Genomic DNA, 20,954 nt, shown 5'->3' with positions numbered 1-20,954 from the left:
AAATTAGTCTTCAATAAGCTTGGGTCTGATGGTAGATGCTGCTAGATAAGAAGCCAATATTCCTAAAATGGAGATCGTTGCAAAAACGGTTATGAAATTTGTAAAGGTAAATTCCATAGGATAGGCAAGCGTTGCTGTGATCATTTTAAGTTTAAACTGAAGTTGAGCACCTACAATTAAGGCTCCCAGAATAATACCGGCAAGACCTCCAAAAATGGTCATCATAGCCCCTTGTAAAAAGAAAATATACCTAATTTCTTTTAGCGTAGAACCCAGACTGTGTAAGGTTTTAATATTTTCTTTCTTATCGATAATGATCATTATAATGCTACCTACCAGATTAAAAAGGGCGATGATGAGCACTAAAGTGAAAATGAGATAAACCGCCAGATTTTCGGCATTAAGCATCTTGTATAATTTGTCATTGAGCTGAAAGCGGGTTTTTACTTCAACGTTTCTGCCCAAAATAGCTTCTACATTTTTCTTAACGGCTAGCGGGTCTGCCAGTGGGTCTAACTTAATCTCTAGAGCACTCAATGTGGTGCTGTCATATCGCAACAGATTGCGTACAAACTCAAGATTAGTAAAAATATACTTTTGATCTAGCTCTTCATTAACTTGAAAAATATCTGAAACTACTAACTGAGCACTATTAAAGGCTTGGGTAGGGTCTGAAATTTGGCCGTCACCGGGTCTGGGAACCATTACCCTTAGCAAATCTGTATAATTATTAACTCCAAGAGAAAGTAAACGAGAAATACCAAAGCCAATTGCAGCCACAGGTTCGTCTTCTGTAATCCAATTGCCATAAAGTAGCGTGCTGTCTATAGTATTAACACGCATATAGTTTGCATCAACCCCTTTAAGATATGCAATATGGTTTTTGCCTCTAAATTCTAGAAATGCACGTTCTTCGATAATTTTAGTGAAGTCTGCAACACCGGATACAGCCGTCAAATCTGTTGCATTTTTATCTGTAAATTGAATTGTTTTTCCGCTTGCGGGAATCACTTTCAAATCAGGATCAAAAATTGAAGAGAAAGATAAACTAAAATCTTTAAGCCCTGAAAAACCGGACAATACGATAAACAATGCAGCAGAACCTGCTACAATACTAATCGCAGAAATTAGTGTAATAATATTTATAGCATTGTTGCTGCTCTTTGTAAACAGGTAACGTTTTGCGATAAATACAGGAAATTTCAACGTAGGTTCTTCTTATGATTTTTTGCGTCGTGGCAATAAATCTGGATTTTCAATAGGATCTTCGGTACCTTTTAATGATTTATCAATACCGTCAATATATTCTAAAGAGTCATCAATAAAAAATTGTAATTCGGGCATACGGCGTAATTGATGACGCGTACGTTGTGCAATCTCGTGTTTTATAAACGGCTTAACCGCTTTTACCTCGCGCAACATTTCTGCTGCTTTATCGTGAGGAAAAACACTCATATATACTTTAGCTTGTGATAAATCTGTAGTAACACCTACTTTACTTACAGATACTATAATACCTGTAACACCTGCCTGTGCAAGTGCTTTTTGTATAACATCTACGAGGTCGCGCTGCAAAACGCCACCTACTTTTTTCTGCCTGTTCGTTTCCATATTGCAAAAGTACGTTTTTTAGATACGATGTAATTGTAAATAATGAGGAGGTGTTTTAGATTAAATTTCTTAATGGCATACCTCGTTTAGGATACATTTTAAATAGTTCTATTTTTATAATCTTATAATATTAGAAATACTATGAAAAAAATAGAACATATAGGAATTGCGGTAAAAAGTCTTGAGGCCTCAAATGTACTTTATGAGAAGTTGCTTGGTAAAGCACCTTATAAGACTGAAGAAGTAGCTTCAGAAGGAGTAAACACCTCTTTTTTTGAAATGGGAGAAAGTAAAATAGAACTGTTAGAAGCAACAAATGCAAGTAGTCCTATAGCAAAATTTATAGCTAAACGAGGAGAAGGTGTACATCATATCGCTTATGCTGTAGAAGATATTAAGTCTGAAATGAATCGTTTAAAAAAAGAAGGTTTTGAATTATTAAATGAAACCCCAAAGCAGGGTGCTGATAATAAATGGGTTGCATTTTTGCATCCTAAAACTACGGGTGGTGTTTTAATAGAATTATGTCAGGATAGAGGTATTGAATTCAAGGAGATCAATTAAATGTTTGCAGTAATAAAAAATTAATGTTATTTTTGCGCCCGCTTTGATGCTTTAAATAGTATTAATGCCGGTCCTATAGCTCAGTTGGTTAGAGCACCTGACTCATAATCAGGTGGTCCCTGGTTCGAGCCCAGGTGGGACCACTAGTAAACACTAAGCCTCAGAAGATTTTGTCTTCTGAGGCTTTTTTTATTTGCAAGTAATTTGCAAGTGACTCTAATTTTAATAAAAATTTAACTCATTTGCAGTCAATTGATTATGAATTTTATCAATTTGACTTAAAATGGAAATATTGTGGGGATTTTGGTGCGATTTACAGAAAGAAACAAATAAATCTTGCTTTACAAACATTCTACTAAACTCTAAAAGCTAGAATTTTATTAATTTTTTCTTCAAGAATAATTATTCGTTCTTCACGTATCAACGGATGAATATGAGCGGCAAGTAACTCGTTTTTTAAAGGACTTTCCATTATAACGCTTAATTCGTTTTGAAGATAATAAATAACGTCTCTATGAGCTTTGCTTATGTCTTCTACGATGTATGTACAGTTGTTGAGTACGTTTATAATATCCTCAAAATCGTGACTGGTTCTAAAATCACTCCCACGACTGTGAAAAGCCTCAAATTTTGTTGCAATAAAAACAGCAGGACTAAATATTTGAATTTCCTGATCCTTAGCAAATGTTTTACGGATATCTTTGAAACCATAGCTGTACCATTTGTTTGCTGGGCCAGTAAGTCCGTCTTTTCCTGGAACAATATCTATTGCGATATTATTAAATAGATAACTTATTATATCTCCCGCATTTGGATCAGGATAAATTTTTAATTCACTGAGTTTTTCCTGAAGATTTAATAGATCGGTATACGTTACCAGTTCAGTGGTGAGATCGATATCCTGTGTAGGGCGTATCTCCTCTGCACTTGGATCATCAGTATATAAACTGACTATCGCACCACCCACAAAGATCATTTTCGATTTGAGATCTTTTAACGCTATTGCAACTTGTGCAACGGTGTCTATATTTATGATTTTATTTTCCATGAATGATACTTTGCTCTAGCTTTTCTTTTGCAATAGCAGTTTCTCTTATTTTTCCAACTCGAAGCGCGTCAACTAAAGCCAAAAGTGCGTAAAATTTAGTATCTTCTAAGCTAGCTTTTGGAAGGTTTTTGTAAAAGGGTTCAACATGCTGTCCTCTTAAAGTGCCCTTCGCATATGCCCATACATAATTTTCCTGACTGATAATGAGATCGGCTAGTGGAGGAGCACTATGTGCCGTAGCGATGCCTCTTACAATTGAACCAGGTTGTACAGGAAATGCATATTTAACTCCATAAACAAGAAACTCAAAAGTATTCATTCTATTTACGGATTTGTTATGCTTACTATATAACTGTGCATAATCTAAACGTGATAAGGATCTACTCACTTCAGACTGGGCAATATATAATTGCTCCGAAAGCTGAGTTTGCATTAGCGGGTTATCTTGATTAGCAATTAATTTTAGAAGCATTGCTATATCAATTGCAGTAAGTTCTGTTGTTTTTTGCATAATGATATCCTGTATCCGGATATGCAATATAATCATATATTATATTAAATATAAGTTTAGTATACAATAATATCCTGTATCCGGATATTAGATACTATACCAATATTAACTGTAACAAAAACTGTATTATTGATTTTGATTACTGCTTAACTCTCGATAATTTAGGGGGTAAATTAAGCATTTATGATAGAGCAATTCACTCGTGAGAAGTTTTATGATCTAGTCTGGTCTAAGACCTTAACTAAAATAAAAGAGGAACTGAATATTGATTACCATACCATTATTGCGATTTGTAAAAAGCATGATATACCAAGACCACCATCTAATTATTGGTCAAAATTAAAATTTGGTAAACAAGGGATTCAACCGAAACTACCAAACCCTAATGATGCCCGTATTGTTTGGGGAGCTATTAAAGAAAAAAAAGATCCTTATTCTTGGATGTACTTAAGCGGAAAGGCATTAGAAAAATACATTCAAGAAGAAATCGAAAATGATAGTCGATTAGATTTATCCGTATCAAAAAGACTCAGTAAGCCTGATAAATTAGTACAAGAGTATTTAAGGGTGGAAGAGGAGCGAGAAAAGGCTCGTAAGCGAGGTAAATACTTGAGCGGTTATGACAATCCCACAATTTCTATTAACACATCTAAAGAACTACACGCTCGTGCGCTTCGATTTATGGACTGTTTGATTAAAAGTTTAAGATTAAGAGGACATCGTTTTAAAATCCGGAATTACCAATATGAAATTAGTATTTATGGAGAAACCTATCCCTTTAGTCTTCGTGAAGTTAACAAACGGGTTTCTAGGTATGATGGTTGGGGATCTGATTATATACCTACAGGAAAGCTTGCTTTAAAAATTGATAGATGGAGAGCGAAAGAATGGCAGGATCAAAAAACAATAACTATAGAAGATAAGATTTCTGAAATCATTGCTAAACTGGAGTATTTAGCAAAAACAGAACGTGCTGAATCCATTTATCGTGATGTAAGACATCAGAGAAATAAAATTGAGTCAGAAAAGGCTGAAGCTTTAAAACGGAAAAAGATCGAAGAAGAAAATCGATTTGAGAAACTTTTACAATTAGCTGATCAATGGAAACGAATTGAAAATCTCAAGGAATTTATAGGGATGTTTGAAAATAATCAAACATTAGATGGTGAAAAAGATCAAGTAATTCAATGGGCTAAAAATAGAATTGAGAAACTAGATTTTATTAATTCTATAGAATAGCATTTTTAGGTTCTTAAATCTTCACCCCATTCCCCTGCATTTCGCGAAAAGCTCCATTTCGGGAAAAGAGGCTCATTCGAAAATCTTGAACACAACCCCTGAAAAAGGGATTACGTTCACTTGATCCGATTAGGTTGAAATTTCGTTTCAAATCAAACTTTGGGCAAACTCAAAACTAACATTTGTCCATTCTCCACAGTAGCCGTTTCCGTTTCCTTTTCATTAAAGAACTATTATTTAACATTATCAAATATGTTTTAAGACTAATTGCTATTGGTTTAAACACAGAAATTAAAGTTCATTTATAATAATCCTTCTAAATTAAATAGCAGTAGTTGCTGCTTCTTAGTATCTTAAAGTCTAATGTTGTCTTTGATAAATAAGAAAGTTCACTTGCTACTTAAAAATATTCCTCTACTTTTAGTCAATCAAAAAAATGACACCCTATCTTCCCTTCAATATAGTGTCAAGTTATTTTCTTACTATAATTATACTTTGATTAATTCTTAATGAATATTCAGGATTCAGGATTTTATGTTACCAACGCTGATTTAAATCTCAGAAGTAGTTCTTCGTCAACGTCTTCTATTGTTGATGTTATTAGCAAAGGTGATACTGTAGAAGTTTTAGGCGCAAAAGGCTCTAATTGGGTTAAGTTATCCTATAAAGGAGTTGAGGGGTATTCATTTAATAAATATTTGCAAGAGATTGAGAGAGATTCTAATTTATCTCAAAGAACTTTAATATCGGATTCGAGTAAGGCATTGAATCAATCTTCTGATTTTTTTGATTTTTTTATTGCCATAATAGTTATTTCCACATTAGCTTATATTTTTTTCCGTATTGGATTTAAGAATAAAAATAAAATAGGAGCAAGCTTATTGGCATTATTTTTTGGAGGAATAGGATTGCATAGATATTATTTAGGCCAGATAGGTAAAGGAGTCCTTTATACTTTGTTTTGTTGGACATTTATTCCTTTCGTTATTGGTTTTATAGATTTTATAATACTAATCACTATGCAAGATTTAAAATTTAACGAAAGATATAATAAAGGAATACCCTTTAGTAAAAAGAAAGATTTAAGGAATAGTCACGTGACTAAAGAACAATGGAATGAGGTTGTTAATAATAGGCATAGGCCAAAAATTAAAGACTCTTCCAATAGATACGTTACAAACTCTCAAGATGTAAATAATGCTCCAAATGATGATTCTATTTTTGATGTTAACAGTTTTGAATTAAATCTAGAGATAGTAAAGGAAGAATACTTAAATACAGTGCCATCTTGGTCACATATGTATGTTTATAGTTATGACGATATAAGCTATGCTTCTAAGTCACAAAAGGCATTTTATGAAAGATATAAGAAGAGCTTTTTAAATGGACAAATACTCGACATAGAAGGAAATACCAACTACGCTTTCATACTTTACTTTGATTTATATAATTCGTTTCAAAAGCATCAGAATTTTCAAAAACTATACGATCAACTTATTTTGTTAGGGAATGAAACGCCGAAGATTAAATCTTACAGTCTTTATTTATTGATGGATATCTTAAGAAAAAGGACTGATAATAATTCAAAAGAACTTTTATCTAAATTAGAAGACCCTCTATTTCAATTCCAGAATGGGTTTACAGAATATGACCCAAATGCATATCGTCTTGGTGGGATTTATGGTGAAAGTTTGAATTTAAAAGATTCAGAAGTAATTCTTCTTAATAAATTTTATTATCAATCCAATGTTTTTAATTCCATCCCAGGATGTATCACCGCTATAATAAATCTTTATTTAAAAGTAATAACTGAATTGGATTTTGAGCTAGAAAAGCAAAACACTTCTATAGAATTATTCATTGAAGAGCTACGAATAATTCTAAATAAAAATCCAGAATATTCTAATAAGTATGATTATCGATTTGCCTCAGAAAATATTGAAAGGGATTTTTATTTATCCGTTTTCAAGCGTACTGAGAATGTTTTAAGAGAAAGATTTAGACATAATCGAAAGATCAGTGCTGAGGTATATTTTAATCATGAAAATGCTATAATAGAAAAGTTTGAAGATTTTACAGGACCTCTGATTGATAAATTACTAGAGCGTTTTAAAAATGAAATAGGCTCTCCTGATGATGAAACTGAAATAGAACTAAATTCTCAAAATGTAAATAGATGGAAAGAAGAATTCAAAAAAATTAAACTCGATAAAGGAAATGTTGAATCTTTTAATCAAGAGATTGAAAGGTTGGAAAAGTTAAATGTTAAAAATCAAAATATTGAAAATGTTTTTTATGAGGCTTCTAAAATAATAGCAGGTGTAGATAAAACGCAAGCTTTAAAATTTTATGCTAAATACATTTTTTATGATTTGAAATCTGATAAGATTCATAATAAACAATTAACTAAAACAATTCAAAAGTCACTATTCAAAAGTCAAGATCAAGTTATAGAGTTCCAGAAAATAATTGATGAACTTATGACAACCGAAAATATTGAAAAAGCTCTTCAAAATTTGTCGGGATTTTACGAGCCAAAACGAAGAAAAATTATTTTAGATAAGAAGAAAATTCAAGAAGTCGAAGATAAACATTCAAATACAATAGAGATCTTAAATAAATATTTAGGCTCTTCAGAATCGGATGATGATATAACTCAAGTTGAAAAGACGGATATTGTAATTGACCTAGGAAATAAACGAAAAGAAGAATCAATCTCAAAATATAGAAAAGGTCTGATTTTTAATGATTTACAAAAAAATATTTTGAATTCAATTGTTGATAATGAATATATGATTCCGCAACAGGCAGTGCAGCTAATTGCAATTCAAGGAGGATTTCTAAAAAATCAGTTGATTGACAGTATTAATGAGATATGTTTTGAGGTATTGGAGGGAGAGGTGTTAATTGAAGAAGATGAAGAAAATTATATTATAGAAAAATCTTTTTACGAAGAAATAATACAAAATTAAGTTTATGGCAGCTAAAATTAGATCTAAAGAAGCGAAAGCTATTGTCAATTCATTATCAGGAGGTGTTGTTCCAAGAATTGGAGTTCAACATATAACCGTCGGAAGAGAACCTGAAATTGAAGCTTACACTAGTGCCTTAGAAGATGTCAAAAATGGGCATAGTATGTGCAAATTTTGGATTGGAGATTTTGGTTCTGGAAAGTCATTTATGCTTCATCTACTAAATACAGTAGCGACTAGAGAGAAGTTCGTAGTATCAAATGCAGATTTCACACCAGATAATCGATTATATTCTAATGATGGTAAAGCATTAGCGCTTTATAGTGCAATAATGGATAATATAGCTATTCAAACAAAACCTGAAGGGGGAGCTTTGCCAACTTTGCTTGATAAATGGATTGAACAAGAAATATCTATTACAGCTCAGCAAAATAAAATAGCTGTTACTGAAATAAGAGAAGAGAAATATATCAGCTTGATTCAAAATAATTTGATGAAAGCAGTTAATGAAGTATCTGATACTGGTGGATTTGATTTTGGAGTGGTTGTTATCAAATATTTTGAGGGGTATATTACGGGAGACGACTATTTAAAAAGGAGTGCTTTAAAATGGTTAAAGGGAGAGTACTCAACAAAGACAGAAGCTAGACAAGATTTAGGTGTTAGGGAAATAATTAATGACCTGAACTACTATGATATGCTCAAAAATTTTTGCAGACTATTTGTAAGTATTGGATATAGTGGTTTTATGATTAATTTGGATGAGGCTATCAATTTATATAAAATATCAACTGCACCCACAAGAGCCAAAAATTATGAAAAAATACTAACTATTTTTAATGACTGTTTTCAAGGAAAGATATCTAATCTCTTTATAAATTTTGCAGGGACTAAAGAATTCTTAGAAAATGAGCGTAGGGGGTTGTTCAGTTATGACGCTTTAAAAACTAGACTTCAAACCAATAAATTTGAGACAGTAGAATTTAGAGATTACACCCAACCTGTAATTAAGCTAAAACCACTTAATCATAATGAAATATTTGTCTTGCTAAAAAAGCTAAAAGAGATATACAACTTTAACTATGATATAGAGATAGATATCACAGATGAAGATATCCAATTGTATATGGAGGATATGTTTAATAAGCCTGGAGCAGATGAATTTTTAACACCAAGAGAAGTTATTCGAGACTTTCTTAATATTATGAGTCTATTGCGTCAAAATCCTAAAGCAGATAAAGCATCTATTTTTTCAAGTATTGAAATAAAGGATGAAAGACCTCAAGAAACTAATTTAGATTCTATAGAAGAATTATAGTGGCATATAAACTACTTTCAGAGCCTATTAGAAAATATATACGGGAAAAGCGGTGGGATAAATTACGACCTATACAAGCAGCAGCCATCCCCAAAATATTAGAAACTAATAATCATTATATTCTTGCATCACATACAGCTTCAGGTAAAACTGAGGCTGCTTTCTTACCTATAATTTCTAAAGTTAATTTTAACGAAGTCGGAGTACAGGTTCTTTATATATCTCCGCTGATAGCTTTAATAAATGATCAATTTAAGCGTATAGAAGATCTATGTAAAAACCTTGAGATTGATGTTACTAAATGGCACGGGGAAGCTAATCGATCTTTAAAAAAGAAACTAATAAAAGATCCTCAGGGAATAGTTTTAATTACTCCCGAGTCGATTGAGGCAATGTTTGTTAATGCTCCATATAACGTTGTGACATTATTTAAAAACTTAAAATTTATTGTGATTGACGAAATACACTCTTTTCTTGGAGTTGATCGAGGATTACAATTGATGTCTTTACTATTTAGATTAAAAGAAAGAACAAATGCACAATTTGCTATCATTGGTCTTTCAGCAACAATAGGAAATGAGAATTTTCTAGAGATAAAAAAAATCACAGGAGACGTTGAGCGCACAAAAGTTTTAGTTGATAAGACGAAAAAAATAACAAAAGCATATTTTAAATATTTCGAGAATAAAGGAAAGGAATATGGATTGGACCTCTTAAAGGACTTATATCTTGAAACAAACCATTCTAAAACGTTAGTATTTCCAAATAGTAGAGCTAAAACTGAGGAAATTGCAGTTAAACTAAGACGAATTTCAGATAAAGTTGGAGGGCATAAAAATTATTTTTCACATCACTCATCTGTAGATAAGGAAATTCGAGAATCAGTAGAGAATTTTGCTAAAACCAATGAACGTTTTAATTTTTGTATTTCTTGTACTTCAACATTAGAATTAGGAATTGATATAGGAACAGTTGATAAAGTTGTTCAAATAGATTCTACCTTTTCAGTTTCTTCATTAGTTCAACGGATAGGTAGAAGTGGTAGAAAAGAAGGTGAGTCTAGTAATGTTATTATATATACCACTACCAAATGGAGTTTTTTACAATCTCTAGCTTGTTGGGGTTTATATGAGAAAGATTTTTTGGAGCCATTAAGAATTTCTGAAAAGGCTTATGATATATTACTTCATCAATTATTATCTATTGCTAAGCAGAATAGTGGTATAAAACAGGCGGAGCTAATTAATTTTATAATTTTGAATCCTGTATTTAAGTTAATCAGACAAAATGAGGTCGAAGAAATAATTGAAGAATGTCTTAAACTAGAATATTTGGAAAAAATCAGAGATGAGATCATCTTAGGTTTGGAGGGAGAATATATTGTTAATTCAAAAGACTTTTACAGTGTATTTAAAACAGAAGAGAATTTTAAAGTTTCTTCTCAAGGTCGTAAAATTGGAGAAATGCCTTTTTCTCCGCAAATAGAAGTAGGAGAAAACATTTTACTTGCAGCTAGAATTTGGAAAATTAAGGATGTTGATTTCAACTCGAATAAAATAGAGGTTATTCCTGCAAATGATGGAAAACCCCCTACATACTCAGGAACAGGTGGCAATATCCATCCTGAGATAAGAAAAGAAATGTTTCGTATTTTAAAATCAAACTTTTCTTATCCCGAACTAAATGAAAATTGCAAATCTATTTTGGAAGAGCTTAGGTTTGAATTTAAGCACTTTACTATAAATGATTTCTCAAGAGATGTTCCAATTGTTTTAAAAGAAAATTCCATTTTGGTTTATACTTTTTCAGGAAGTAAAATCAATAAAAGCATAAAATTCATATTTGCTATTTTGGGATATGAATCTCTTTTGGATGAAAATAATAGCAGTTTGGATATTAATAGCAATCTTGATGATTTGAAAGGTATTTTTACTTCAAATATTAAAAGTAAAATAGATTTAGATTTGGCTATAAAAGAGGCATTATTAGAAAATAAAACATTTTTAAATTTCTCTAAATGGGGAGTTTATCTTCCTGTTTTTTATCAAATAGAAATAATTAAAGATCGCTACTTTGACTTCGACGGGGCATATAGTTTTCTTGAAAAGTCAAGACTTGTTTTGCAGGATATTTAGTACTATTAAATCCTATATTTAAATTTCACCCCATTACCCTGCATTCCGCGAAAGGCTTCATTACGGGAAAAGCGGTTCATTCAAAGGTCTTGAACACAATCCCAGAAAAAGGGATTACGTTCGCTTGATCCTACTCACTTAATATTTCAGTTTCTAAATGAGCTTTGAGCAAACTCAAAACAAACATTTAGGCATTCTTTACAGCAGCCATTTCCTTTTCTTTAAAGAACTAAAATTTAGCTTGAGACGCTTTGCATAATCAGGCTCCAAAGTCGCTCTTTTTATAAAAGCCTTTCTCAATTCTAAATTTTAAATAGGAGCAATCGAAAAGGAAACGCATACAGCTCTATGGAAAGTAAATGGAATTCAACAGTAGTATTTCTCGTTTTAATACTGGTTGAAATTTTGAAGGATGAAAATCTCTAGTTCAATCAGATTACAAGGATAACGCTCCAGATATAATAAGTAAATGGCTTTTTGATCTCATTTAATTTGATACTATTTACTATCAAAATTAATGAGGATTTTTAATGATAACTTAGGGTTTAAAAGTTATCGTTTTGAGTAGCGAAGCGGATAAAAATGAGAAGCAAGAGGGTAACACGCTGCGCGCTGTTACAGATCTCATTTTTAAGTTTAAAGTGCTGTATTTCAGTTATTTAAATTTATTTTTAATTTGGAGTGAAATTCACTTTTGCGCCAAATAATTTAAAAACGCTCCGCAAGCCTTATTAACAGTGCGATTGATTGTCCTAATTTTAAATTTTAAAGCTATGAGTTCTAAATTTTCCAGAATTAATTTCCACACCGAAACTGTTGAGCGCTTTAAAAAGTACGCCATAACAAATGATGCAAATTATACAGAAACCTTAGAGGCTATTTTAGATTTTTTTGAAAAGTATTCGATTAATCCTTTTGTGCCCTTTGATGATTCTGTACATAGTTTACACCTACTCATTGATAAGCGCATGGATGCTGTTGAGGCTATCTTAAGAAGAATGGAAACAGAACAATTGAAGCCTTCACGAGAATTATTAGAGCGCTTATTTCAGCCCCAAAAAAATGAGAAACCCTTACTTGTGGAGCGGAAAATTTTGGAGAAAAATAATGCCTCTTTTAAAGATTGAGCTGGCTAATATTTTTGATTCAATATCCTGCCGTAATAGAATTAATTCCTTCTAAAAAGTTGCTGTATTTTTTCTTTTTCATCAGCAGTTTACGCTGTCAATTGGTAAATGAACAGTTTAATTATAAAAAATCTTACGCCGTTATATATGCCTGATATTTGGTGAGTGTCTGCGATCTCACTTTGCGCATATACAAGTACCCTCCTAATTGAATCTTCTATAAGTTCAATTCTGGTTACAACGGTCTTGTATTTTATTTTGGTCAGCAGTTTGTGACTCCATTTCCTTTTGGCCTATGAGCTTAATAGGATAAAAAAGGGAAGGCTTTTGTTGTATATGCTGTGCGCATTTAGTGAGTGTTTTAAAAACCTCACCTTGCGGGTGTACAAGCACCCTCCTAATTGAATTTAATCTACTATAAGTTCAATACCGGCTTTATCAGCCTTGTATTTTATTTTGTTCATCAATTCGTGGTAATTCCAATTTCTTAGAACAAACCCATTTTCTTTTTTGGCAATTTCCATTTTATCTTCCTGGTTTAACAAAATAAGGGTCCCAGCTTGTTGTTCAATACAAAAATCAATTAGCTTTCGGCTGTATAGATGCAAGCGGTTTCCGACATAGTTTTTTTCTTTTTCGTGAAACCGGTCTATTGCTTTTGTTTTACGTTTACGGCCTTTTCCCGATCTGCAATAGGCGGCACCGTTTTGTGCCCTTTTGAGTGCAGCCTGTATGGCTAATCTTCTGTATAGAAATTCTTCCCGACTGCCAATACTCAACGTTGCTTTTCCAGATTTTACTATTATAGGATATTCAAGAGATAAAGAAGCCTCTGCAATTACTTGCGGTTTCAGGCTGTGCTTTTCTTTATCCATATCAAATACGGCTAGCCAATAAATCTTTTGATTTTTGAGTTGAATTTTAGAGGCGCAAAGCTTGATTTCACCTGACACTACCTGTTCCAGTAACCGACGTTTATCCGTATAGTCATTTCCCAGATATGCTTTCATTGGAACAGAAAATAGTCGAAAACAAAATGTTTTTCTTTCTTCGTTATACGATAAGCCTTGAATGCCTCTAGATCCAAAAGGAAAGGCGATATCCCTTCTGAAATTTGACAAGGAGCTTTCTCCTTTTCGGTATGCCGGCAAGTTGTTACTAAAGCTATTCATAACGATATTGTTCAGGTTAGCTAGAATATTGGTTGGAATTTCCCCTTTAAATTGATCGGATACCACCCGGTAGGTACAATTGGTTTTGGAACGGTTTAGTATGCCGTCTTCCGCTTTTTTTTCATCCGCCAGCCTATATTTTATTCCTTCTGATAAATAAAAGAATTCTTTGATTATTTCCTGTATGTACAGATGGGTTACAATAAGATTAGCCGCCCTGTAACATCTATTTTGCCAGCGGTATAGGGTTTCCAAAGCCTCCCTTTTTTCTTCATGAGTAGGGGCGTCCACTTGCAGCTGGATTTTTCGCGTGAGTTTTATCCTGTCTTTTTCCATAATTAAGCGGATTGTTGTTGTTCGTCTTTGAGCTGTATCAGTTTATAGGCAGCCACAAATTCCTTATGCACTTCCTTTTGGGAAAGGTTAAGCTCTCTGGCAATGGCTGCAAAGGAATACTGCTTTTCTGTACGCAGCTGTAACACCTTTTCCTGTTCCTGAGTCAAGATATCCCCGATCTGCACCGCCAGCATCTGTTTTGGTTTAATTTCTAGTGTACTCCCTTTAGTAATGATCTTTTTAATATCGGCAATGGCGCTTTTTACTTCGATACTGGTTTTGGTGATGCTGACTCCCATCGCTTGAGCAATAGCTTTATACTGAAAGTCGTATTTTAAACAGAGTTCAATGAGAAGCTTTCTTTCACTTCTAAGCAAGGGGAGCACCCTTTGAATCCGATCGAAAGCTTTCTGGTCTGCTTCCTGCCCCAGTAGATGCGTATCTTCTTCCTCCGGATCATATCCGTGCATATATTCCTGATAGTTCTCAAAAAATTCTAATCTGCTTAGGTTTCGTTGAAACTTCTTCCTTGGCTTGCCATAGTAATAAATGCACTCGCTTTTCATAACAAAGTGTAAGAACGCACACATATGCTCCGGTGATTTTATCCGGTCTCTTTTCTCCCACAGTATTAGAAACGTATCCTGAAGGATATTTTCTACGACAAAGACATCTTTAAGTATACTCCTACCCATCCAGTAGATGCGCCTTTGGTATTGCCTGTAAATCTGAGCGAAAGCCTGTGGGCACTCCGATTGAAGTAAATCAAAATAATATGCATCCCGGGAAGACTTCCTTGCAGGAATGCTATCTTTGGAGGATATCGGAGTAGGACGCATAGCTACTTTTTTTAAGGTGAAACAAGCTTGGGCTTTACCAAGCAGAAATTTTGCTTTAAATTAGTAGTGTCAAGAAATGTAGCCCACCAAAGGCTTTTGTAAAATACCAAGATGAACTTGTATTTTACCAAACAAGTAAATCAAGGAGAAAGAACCAATATCTTTAAGTTATGACAACAGCAACCAAACCCAATCATATAGGAAAAAAGATCGCCCGCATACGTGAGCTGCGCGGGATGAAACAAGAAACTCTTGCCCAAGAACTAGGGATCAGTCAACAAAGTGTTTCACACATTGAAAAAAGTGAAACTTTAGAGGAAACGAAATTGGAGGAAATTGCTAAAGTACTTGGAGTGACTAAGGAAGGACTAAAGAACTTCTCAGACGAAGCTGTTTTTAACAATATTAATAACTTTCATGATAATTCAATTCAAAATAATTTCAATCCAATTGAAAAAATAGTTGAATTATATGAACGACTAGTTCAAGCTGAAAAAGATAAAGTGACTTATTTAGAAGAGTTGCTTAAGAAGAAATAAACTTCACTAACCAAAAGTTTATGAATGGACCTCAGACTTTAAAAAGTTTGAGGTTTTTTTTATGTTTAAAAATTGAAATTTTTATGGTGACTAATACTCTAATAGCTATATATATATATAGCTATCGATTATATCAATTTACTTTTAGTTTCTTATGAAGAACCATTTGACACTTACTTATTATTAAAATATTTCGAATATAGCATTTAAGTTTTTCGTACTCCATTATTAATTAAATTGAAACTGTATTTTGCGGCTTATAATAAAATATAAATTTTCTAAATATTCTTGATTTTACGCTTATAAACCCGAAAGTATTTACTATATCTAACTAATAAATTTATTAAGAAAACAATAGTTTAAAGACGAATTTGAATAGGTAAACCACGATTATCATAGTTAAAGTTAAATGAATTAACCATGCTTCTTGTGGATGCATCGCTTTAATTGTATTTGCCATAGAAATAGATTTAGGAGAATACTCAAATATTTAAAAATCAAAAACATATAGGATAATGCTTAATCATGAAATAAAAAGTCAGGTACAAAATCTTTGGGATCGTTTATGGTCGGGTGGACTTTCTAACCCTATTACCGCCATTGAGCAAATTTCCTATTTACTTTTCATGAAGCGATTAGAGGACTTTCACGAAACCGTACCAAAGGAATATAAGTGGAGTAACTACCACAAAATAGAAGGCAAGGAACTTGTGAAGCGTATGGGCGCAGTTTTCAATTACATCAAAACAGACCTCGGCCAGCAAGATGAGCCTTTTGCGCAAGCGATGGCGAATGCCAATTTTGAAATAGAAAATCCGGCTTTGTTAAAAAGTGCCATTGGTTTTATCGATGCCATTTACCAAGAGATAGATAAAGAGATAGAAAGAAATCAGCACTTTCATGATATTCAGGGAGATGTTTACGAACACCTTTTGCTGCATACTTCAGAAGCTGGTAAAAATGGACAATTCCGTACGCCTCGTCACATCATCCACATGATGGCGGCTTTACTCGATCCCGATCTTGATGGAAAAATTTGTGACTTGGCTTCGGGTTCCGGAGGTTTCCTGGTGGCAGCCTATCAATACATTCTCACCAAGTATTCCGATCACAAAGAATCGGATGATGATGGCCTTCAAAAAGGAACGGATGGTAATCAATTTACTGCGGAACAGAAACAAAAATTAAAGGAAGACATCTTTTATGGTTTTGACATAGACCGTACCATGGTGCGCATTGGGGTGATGAACCTAATGATGCATGGTATTACCAAGCCACATATCGTCCACCTCGATTCCCTTTCTTCTCAATACGAAGCATGGGAAGCTCTACAACTTCAGGAGGAGTTTGATCCTATAGATAAAAGCACGTTGGCCAATGTAGCTATACAAGGTCAGTACAAATACATTATGGCCAATCCTCCCTTTACCGGTAGAATTGACAGCCCTGGGGTAAGTGAGAATTTAGACCGCGTGTATCCACCGAAGTACGATAAAAAGGACGAAAACAAACGGGTTAAGCAATCCGTTCAATCCGAACTGCTCTTTTTAGAACGGATGGTATATATGCTACAAGAAGGTGGCCGTGCGGCTGTGATTGTACCCGAGGGCGTATTGTTCAATTCGGGCAAAGCACACAAAGATGTACGGCAAATTCTGATGAAGGATTGCCGCTTAGATGCAGTTATTTCTCTACCTGCAGGAGCTTTCAAGCCTTATACAGGAGTAAAAACGGCTATTCTTATGTTTACCAAAGTAGAACAGGATGCGAAAACCTTTCACACGGAAAAAGTATGGTTTTATGAGCTAAAAAGTGATGGCTATAGTTTAGACGACAACCGCAAAAAGCTCTCAGAAAATCCATTGCCCGAAATAGTAAAAACGTATGAGCAAATTAAGGATCAAAAAATTACCCCTGAAGACCGAAAGAGCCTCCACTTCTATGTGCCACTAAGTGAACTACAAGAAAAAGCATACGACCTGAGTCTTAATCGCTACAAGGAATTTGTATATGACGAACAGACCTACGATCCTCCTAAAGAAATCCTTTCCCGATTGATAGAATTGGAAGATGATATACTGAATGAAATGCGGGAACTAAATGATTTGATTGGATGAATTTGGATGAATTTCGCATTGGAGACCTTACTAAGCAGGTTCGAGGACTGTCGTACAAGAAAGAGCTCGCTCTTAGCGAACCTGAATCTGGTTATGTGCCTGTTTTACGAGCTAATAATGTCAATGAGAGCTTTCATATTACTTATGAAGACTTGATCTACTTACCAGAAGAATTAATTAAGGAGGAGCAATTCTTGCAAGATGGCGATATTTTAATAGTTGCCTCAAGTGGAAGCATCAATGTTGTTGGAAGAGGAGCCCGATTTACCGGAAAGCAAAGATGTTCTTTCGGGGCTTTCTGCAAAGTGGTCCGACCGTTTTCCAGTCACGTTTTAAGTGGTTACATCGCTCACTACTTTCAAAGCCAGCGATACCGCAGAGAAATTGCCAATTTGGCAATAGGAGCTAATATCCTCAACATCAAGAATCGGGATATCGATGACTTAATGTTAAGCGCTCCTGAAAATATCACTACCCAGCGTGAGATCGTGACCGCTCTGGATAAGGCTAAGATTCTAATTGATAAGCGCCATAGAGCTCTACTAACTTTCAAAGAATTATTGGATGCCACTTTCACATTGAATTTTAGTGGAATTGCTTCGGTCGATGGCGATTCCGAATCATTTCCGTTAGGTGACTATATTGACATACATCATGGGTATGCATTCAAAAGTAGGTTCTTCAAGGCCTCAGGGGAAAACAAATTGTTAACTCCTGGGAATTTTAATGAAAATGGAGGGTTCAGAGATTTGGGAGAAAAACAGAAGTTTTATGAAGGTGAATTTCCTGAAAGATTCCTTCTTAAAAAAGATGATCTTCTTGTTGTTATGACGGAACAAACTAAAGGTTTGTTAGGAACCCCACTATTCGTACCGGGAATCAACTTCCTCCATAACCAAAGATTAGGATTAGTTGAAATTACATCCAAAAAGCTTAACAAACAGTTTTTGTTCTATCTTTTTAGATCAGAATTAATGAAAGAAATTATTCATTTTCAATCAACCGGAGCGAAGGTTCGTCATACTTCTCCAAATAAAATAAAAGCTATTCAGGTGTGGCTTCCTGACAGAAAAAAGCAAGATCGATTTGCAATTTTTGCAAATAAAATAGAGGCTCAAATTCAGATTCAAGAGAAGTCCTTGGAAGAGATGAATTTACTTTTCCAATCCTTGCTCCAACGTGCCTTTCATGGTAACCTAACTATAGATCCTGACTTGCAGTTAGACGGCTATTTAGAAAAAGAAAACTTCGAAGCCATTGCAGCTGATGCAGTGCTGATACGAACCCTCGTTGATCGTTTCAACCAAGCCAAAACAGATGCATTATCGGAAGAAGAGGAGGAAGCAACAATAGATGAAGACACCAAATCATTCGACTTTGAATCCGTAGCCGCCTACAACCGAGCCAAGGATGCCCTTTATCACATGCTAAAGAAAGGATTAGTAACCCAAGAAACGTCAGATAACGAAGATGGTTCCATTAAAACCAGACTCACCACCATATGAAGCTGCTTCACCTCACTATAGGAACGGATTTTCGCAGCCTTGATGCAGGGTTCAAGCTCGCATTTCGTGCCCAAGCCGAAAATGAAGAGTTGCTGCAATTCCAGCCTTTTTGCTTTGCTGGGCTAAACGGCAGTGGCAAAAGCAATGTATTGGAAGCATTGGCAAACATCTTCTATCACCTTGAATTGTGTGCCAACCGCTACAAGCCCGAAGGGTTTAAACACTTTTTCACTCCGGCACACCACCCGAACGGCCCTGATTCGTTTGAGGTGGAATACCTCATTGCCCCGAAAGATGCCAGTGGCCTCGAAACCGGATACAATCACATCCGCATTGTTAAAGAAATAGGTAAATCACCTAAAATGTGGCAACGTTTCGTTAGACCAAATGAGGAAAGCGGTGAAAAGGAAATGGAAATTGTTGCCAAAAGCAACGAGAAATCGGCTGAAGGCAAAGGTTTTCTACCAGAATTGGTAGTAGGCTATTCATCGGGTGAAAACGAAATTTTGAGTATTCCCTTTCTCAAGTCGCGCCTAATCCGATTGGATGAACATGCACAACTGGCTTCACAAGGCGGTACTTGGAAAGAATCTGCACACAGTTTAACATACATCGATGCGGAAATGAGCCAAGCAGTATTGATGTCTTGTATGCTTTTTGAAGAAGACAGGACACTGGAACCGCTACATAAAGAATTGGGGATTAGACAACTCCGCAGTTTTCGTATGCATCTCAATAACCATCGGCTAAAAAAGGCATTTGAAGGAGACAAAAACACACAACTTACTTACCCAGTATTTGCCTACATCAAACCGATACTTGATAAACTAAAAGTTATATCCACCTCCTTTTATGAAGAGGATCGAACAGAAGAGGAAGGATATGTAAGAGGTGAAAGCTACCTCTTACTCGACTTTTATGTGGATGTCACTATGAAAAAGGCCTTTCGGAAAATATTTAACAACAGCGCGCTTGCCTGCTTTCGTTTTTTTCAACATTTATATGAGCTTAACAATCACTTTGTAGAGCAAGAAACGAAGGAAGAAGTGTACGAGTCCAAAGGGAAGTACACACACGGCAAACTACAACTTCCCGGACCCGATCAAAAAGTGTTTTACTTTTTGGATTTCCTCATTGATAAACGCATCAAGGAAAATCCTACTAAATATAAGGAATTGCTATTGCGCGATTTTTCTGATGGTGAACACCAGTTTCTGCACACCATGGGTATTTGTCTACTTCTAAAAGACAGGCGCACGCTCATGTTGCTGGATGAACCAGAAACGCATTTCAATCCCGATTGGCGCAGCAAATTCATCCGCGTATTGTCCGACAGCATCAAGGCAGGAGGAGGTAATAATCTTTTAAAAGATGTGGTACTTACTTCCCATTCTCCTTTTATTATTTCCGATTGCTTTCCCAACAATGTTTTTGTATTCAAAAGAGAAAACAACATTGTAAATGCCCGATCAGCAAAAGACATGGAGTTCAACACATATGGAGCAGGTGTCGATTTGGTGTTACAGGAAGTGTTCGGTGTACAACATTCTATATCTGAAAAGGCACTGGAAGAAATCAGGGTGTTATTGGAAAAAGAGGATATAAATGAAATCGTTTACCGGGGTATTCTTTTATGGTTGTTGAGTAAAGCCTTTATTCCTACGAAACAAGTGAAAGGTATATTTTTTGGCTGGGGATTTATAATCGTAACCTTTCTGTTCGCAATGATTCATGGTGTCGTGCTAACGGAAGCTATGGAATTTAAAGTAGATTATATTACGATTGTCTACATAACCCTAATTACCTCGTTGAGTTTGGGTATTCTGAGAAAATTCTCGGGAAATTTGATTTTACCAACTGTAGGACATAATATAGTTAATTTGATGAATTTTTGTATTCGGTTACTATAGTTCTAAATTTT

General features: G+C 34.6%; 16 protein-coding genes and 1 tRNA gene. 11 read left to right on the top strand and 6 right to left on the bottom strand.

Annotated features, from left to right (window positions below; translation table 11 throughout):
* Positions 1-3: 3 nt before the first annotated feature.
* Together P164_RS14585 and rbfA are read right to left on the bottom strand one after the other, a co-directional pair.
* Positions 4-1,206 (bottom strand): ABC transporter permease, encoded by a 1,203-nt coding sequence (locus P164_RS14585; protein ID WP_028377068.1) that lies wholly within the window; start codon positions 1,204-1,206, stop codon positions 4-6.
* A gap of 12 nt (positions 1,207-1,218) precedes the next feature.
* Entirely contained in the window at positions 1,219-1,611 is a 393-nt protein-coding gene (gene rbfA, locus P164_RS14580) for a 30S ribosome-binding factor RbfA (protein ID WP_028377067.1), read from the bottom strand.
* Positions 1,612-1,752: 141 nt separating this feature from the next.
* Between rbfA and mce the strand changes: the two genes are divergently transcribed.
* Together mce and P164_RS14570 are read left to right on the top strand one after the other, a co-directional pair.
* Positions 1,753-2,175 carry a methylmalonyl-CoA epimerase gene (mce, locus tag P164_RS14575; RefSeq protein WP_028377066.1) on the top strand — a complete coding sequence of 141 codons (423 nt, stop codon included), beginning with the start codon at positions 1,753-1,755 and terminating at the stop codon, positions 2,173-2,175.
* A gap of 69 nt (positions 2,176-2,244) precedes the next feature.
* A tRNA-Ile gene (locus P164_RS14570) sits at positions 2,245-2,318 on the top strand.
* A gap of 212 nt (positions 2,319-2,530) precedes the next feature.
* Here P164_RS14570 and P164_RS14565 read toward each other — a convergent pair.
* Both P164_RS14565 and P164_RS14560 read right to left on the bottom strand, forming a co-directional pair.
* The gene (locus tag P164_RS14565; RefSeq protein WP_051621366.1) at positions 2,531-3,223 is read right to left on the bottom strand and encodes a nucleotidyl transferase AbiEii/AbiGii toxin family protein; all 693 of its coding nucleotides are present in this window, start codon (positions 3,221-3,223) and stop codon (positions 2,531-2,533) included.
* Positions 3,213-3,734 carry a hypothetical protein gene (locus tag P164_RS14560; RefSeq protein WP_028377065.1) on the bottom strand — a complete coding sequence of 174 codons (522 nt, stop codon included), beginning with the start codon at positions 3,732-3,734 and terminating at the stop codon, positions 3,213-3,215. Before P164_RS14560 ends, P164_RS14565 begins: the two co-directional genes overlap by 11 nt.
* 183 nt (positions 3,735-3,917) lie before the next feature.
* Between P164_RS14560 and P164_RS14555 the strand changes: the two genes are divergently transcribed.
* From P164_RS14555 to P164_RS14535, 5 genes are all read left to right on the top strand, one after another.
* The gene (locus P164_RS14555) at positions 3,918-4,973 is read left to right on the top strand and encodes a hypothetical protein (protein ID WP_028377064.1); all 1,056 of its coding nucleotides are present in this window, start codon (positions 3,918-3,920) and stop codon (positions 4,971-4,973) included.
* A 509-nt stretch (positions 4,974-5,482) separates the two neighbouring features.
* A complete protein-coding gene (locus tag P164_RS14550; protein WP_081817384.1) occupies positions 5,483-7,945 on the top strand; it encodes an NINE protein in 2,463 nt (820 codons plus the stop codon).
* A 4-nt stretch (positions 7,946-7,949) separates the two neighbouring features.
* The gene (locus tag P164_RS14545; protein ID WP_028377063.1) at positions 7,950-9,263 is read left to right on the top strand and encodes an ATP-binding protein; all 1,314 of its coding nucleotides are present in this window, start codon (positions 7,950-7,952) and stop codon (positions 9,261-9,263) included.
* A complete protein-coding gene (locus P164_RS14540) occupies positions 9,263-11,398 on the top strand; it encodes a DEAD/DEAH box helicase (RefSeq protein ID WP_028377062.1) in 2,136 nt (711 codons plus the stop codon). The genes P164_RS14545 and P164_RS14540 overlap by 1 nt, the downstream gene beginning before the upstream one ends.
* A gap of 773 nt (positions 11,399-12,171) precedes the next feature.
* Entirely contained in the window at positions 12,172-12,525 is a 354-nt protein-coding gene (locus P164_RS14535; RefSeq protein ID WP_028377061.1) for a BfmA/BtgA family mobilization protein, read from the top strand.
* 407 nt (positions 12,526-12,932) lie between these two features.
* Here P164_RS14535 and P164_RS14530 read toward each other — a convergent pair whose 3' ends face one another.
* On the bottom strand, positions 12,933-14,033 hold the full coding sequence (locus P164_RS14530; RefSeq protein WP_028377060.1) for a hypothetical protein: 1,101 nt from the start codon (positions 14,031-14,033) through the stop codon (positions 12,933-12,935).
* Positions 14,034-14,035: 2 nt separating this feature from the next.
* Complete coding sequence (locus P164_RS14525; RefSeq protein WP_081817383.1) at positions 14,036-14,872, bottom strand: RNA polymerase sigma factor; 837 nt, start codon at positions 14,870-14,872, stop codon at positions 14,036-14,038.
* A gap of 170 nt (positions 14,873-15,042) precedes the next feature.
* On the opposite strand from P164_RS14525, the gene P164_RS14520 reads away from it, so the two are divergent.
* From P164_RS14520 to P164_RS14505, 4 genes are all read left to right on the top strand, one after another.
* Positions 15,043-15,411, top strand: coding sequence for a helix-turn-helix domain-containing protein (locus P164_RS14520; RefSeq protein ID WP_028377058.1), 369 nt, complete (start codon positions 15,043-15,045; stop codon positions 15,409-15,411).
* Positions 15,412-15,926: 515 nt separating this feature from the next.
* Positions 15,927-17,528 carry an N-6 DNA methylase gene (locus P164_RS14515; RefSeq protein ID WP_028377057.1) on the top strand — a complete coding sequence of 534 codons (1,602 nt, stop codon included), beginning with the start codon at positions 15,927-15,929 and terminating at the stop codon, positions 17,526-17,528.
* Positions 17,525-19,033, top strand: coding sequence for a restriction endonuclease subunit S (locus P164_RS14510; RefSeq protein WP_051621364.1), 1,509 nt, complete (start codon positions 17,525-17,527; stop codon positions 19,031-19,033). The genes P164_RS14515 and P164_RS14510 overlap by 4 nt, the downstream gene beginning before the upstream one ends.
* A complete protein-coding gene (locus P164_RS14505; protein WP_081817382.1) occupies positions 19,030-20,943 on the top strand; it encodes a restriction system-associated AAA family ATPase in 1,914 nt (637 codons plus the stop codon). The genes P164_RS14510 and P164_RS14505 overlap by 4 nt, the downstream gene beginning before the upstream one ends.
* The last annotated feature ends 11 nt before the right edge of the window (positions 20,944-20,954 follow it).

The organism is Leeuwenhoekiella sp. MAR_2009_132 (assembly GCF_000687915.1).
Classification (GTDB): Bacteria; Bacteroidota; Bacteroidia; order Flavobacteriales; family Flavobacteriaceae; genus Leeuwenhoekiella.
Note: the sequence above shows the minus strand (reverse complement) of the source record. Positions and strands in the feature narration are given on the sequence as shown.

Excerpts from the sequence above, each read along its gene's own strand:
- rbfA (WP_028377067.1), bottom strand. The coding sequence starts at position 1,611 with ATGGAAACGAACAGGCAGAAAAAAGTAGGTGGCGTTTTGCAGCGCGAC.
- mce (WP_028377066.1), top strand. The coding sequence starts at position 1,753 with ATGAAAAAAATAGAACATATAGGAATTGCGGTAAAAAGTCTTGAGGCC.
- P164_RS14565 (WP_051621366.1), bottom strand. The coding sequence starts at position 3,223 with ATGGAAAATAAAATCATAAATATAGACACCGTTGCACAAGTTGCAATA.
- P164_RS14560 (WP_028377065.1), bottom strand. The coding sequence starts at position 3,734 with ATGCAAAAAACAACAGAACTTACTGCAATTGATATAGCAATGCTTCTA.
- P164_RS14555 (WP_028377064.1), top strand. The coding sequence starts at position 3,918 with ATGATAGAGCAATTCACTCGTGAGAAGTTTTATGATCTAGTCTGGTCT.
- P164_RS14550 (WP_081817384.1), top strand. The coding sequence starts at position 5,483 with ATGAATATTCAGGATTCAGGATTTTATGTTACCAACGCTGATTTAAAT.
- P164_RS14545 (WP_028377063.1), top strand. The coding sequence starts at position 7,950 with ATGGCAGCTAAAATTAGATCTAAAGAAGCGAAAGCTATTGTCAATTCA.
- P164_RS14535 (WP_028377061.1), top strand. The coding sequence starts at position 12,172 with ATGAGTTCTAAATTTTCCAGAATTAATTTCCACACCGAAACTGTTGAG.
- P164_RS14530 (WP_028377060.1), bottom strand. The coding sequence starts at position 14,033 with ATGGAAAAAGACAGGATAAAACTCACGCGAAAAATCCAGCTGCAAGTG.
- P164_RS14525 (WP_081817383.1), bottom strand. The coding sequence starts at position 14,872 with ATGCGTCCTACTCCGATATCCTCCAAAGATAGCATTCCTGCAAGGAAG.
- P164_RS14520 (WP_028377058.1), top strand. The coding sequence starts at position 15,043 with ATGACAACAGCAACCAAACCCAATCATATAGGAAAAAAGATCGCCCGC.
- P164_RS14515 (WP_028377057.1), top strand. The coding sequence starts at position 15,927 with ATGCTTAATCATGAAATAAAAAGTCAGGTACAAAATCTTTGGGATCGT.
- P164_RS14510 (WP_051621364.1), top strand. The coding sequence starts at position 17,525 with ATGAATTTGGATGAATTTCGCATTGGAGACCTTACTAAGCAGGTTCGA.
- P164_RS14505 (WP_081817382.1), top strand. The coding sequence starts at position 19,030 with ATGAAGCTGCTTCACCTCACTATAGGAACGGATTTTCGCAGCCTTGAT.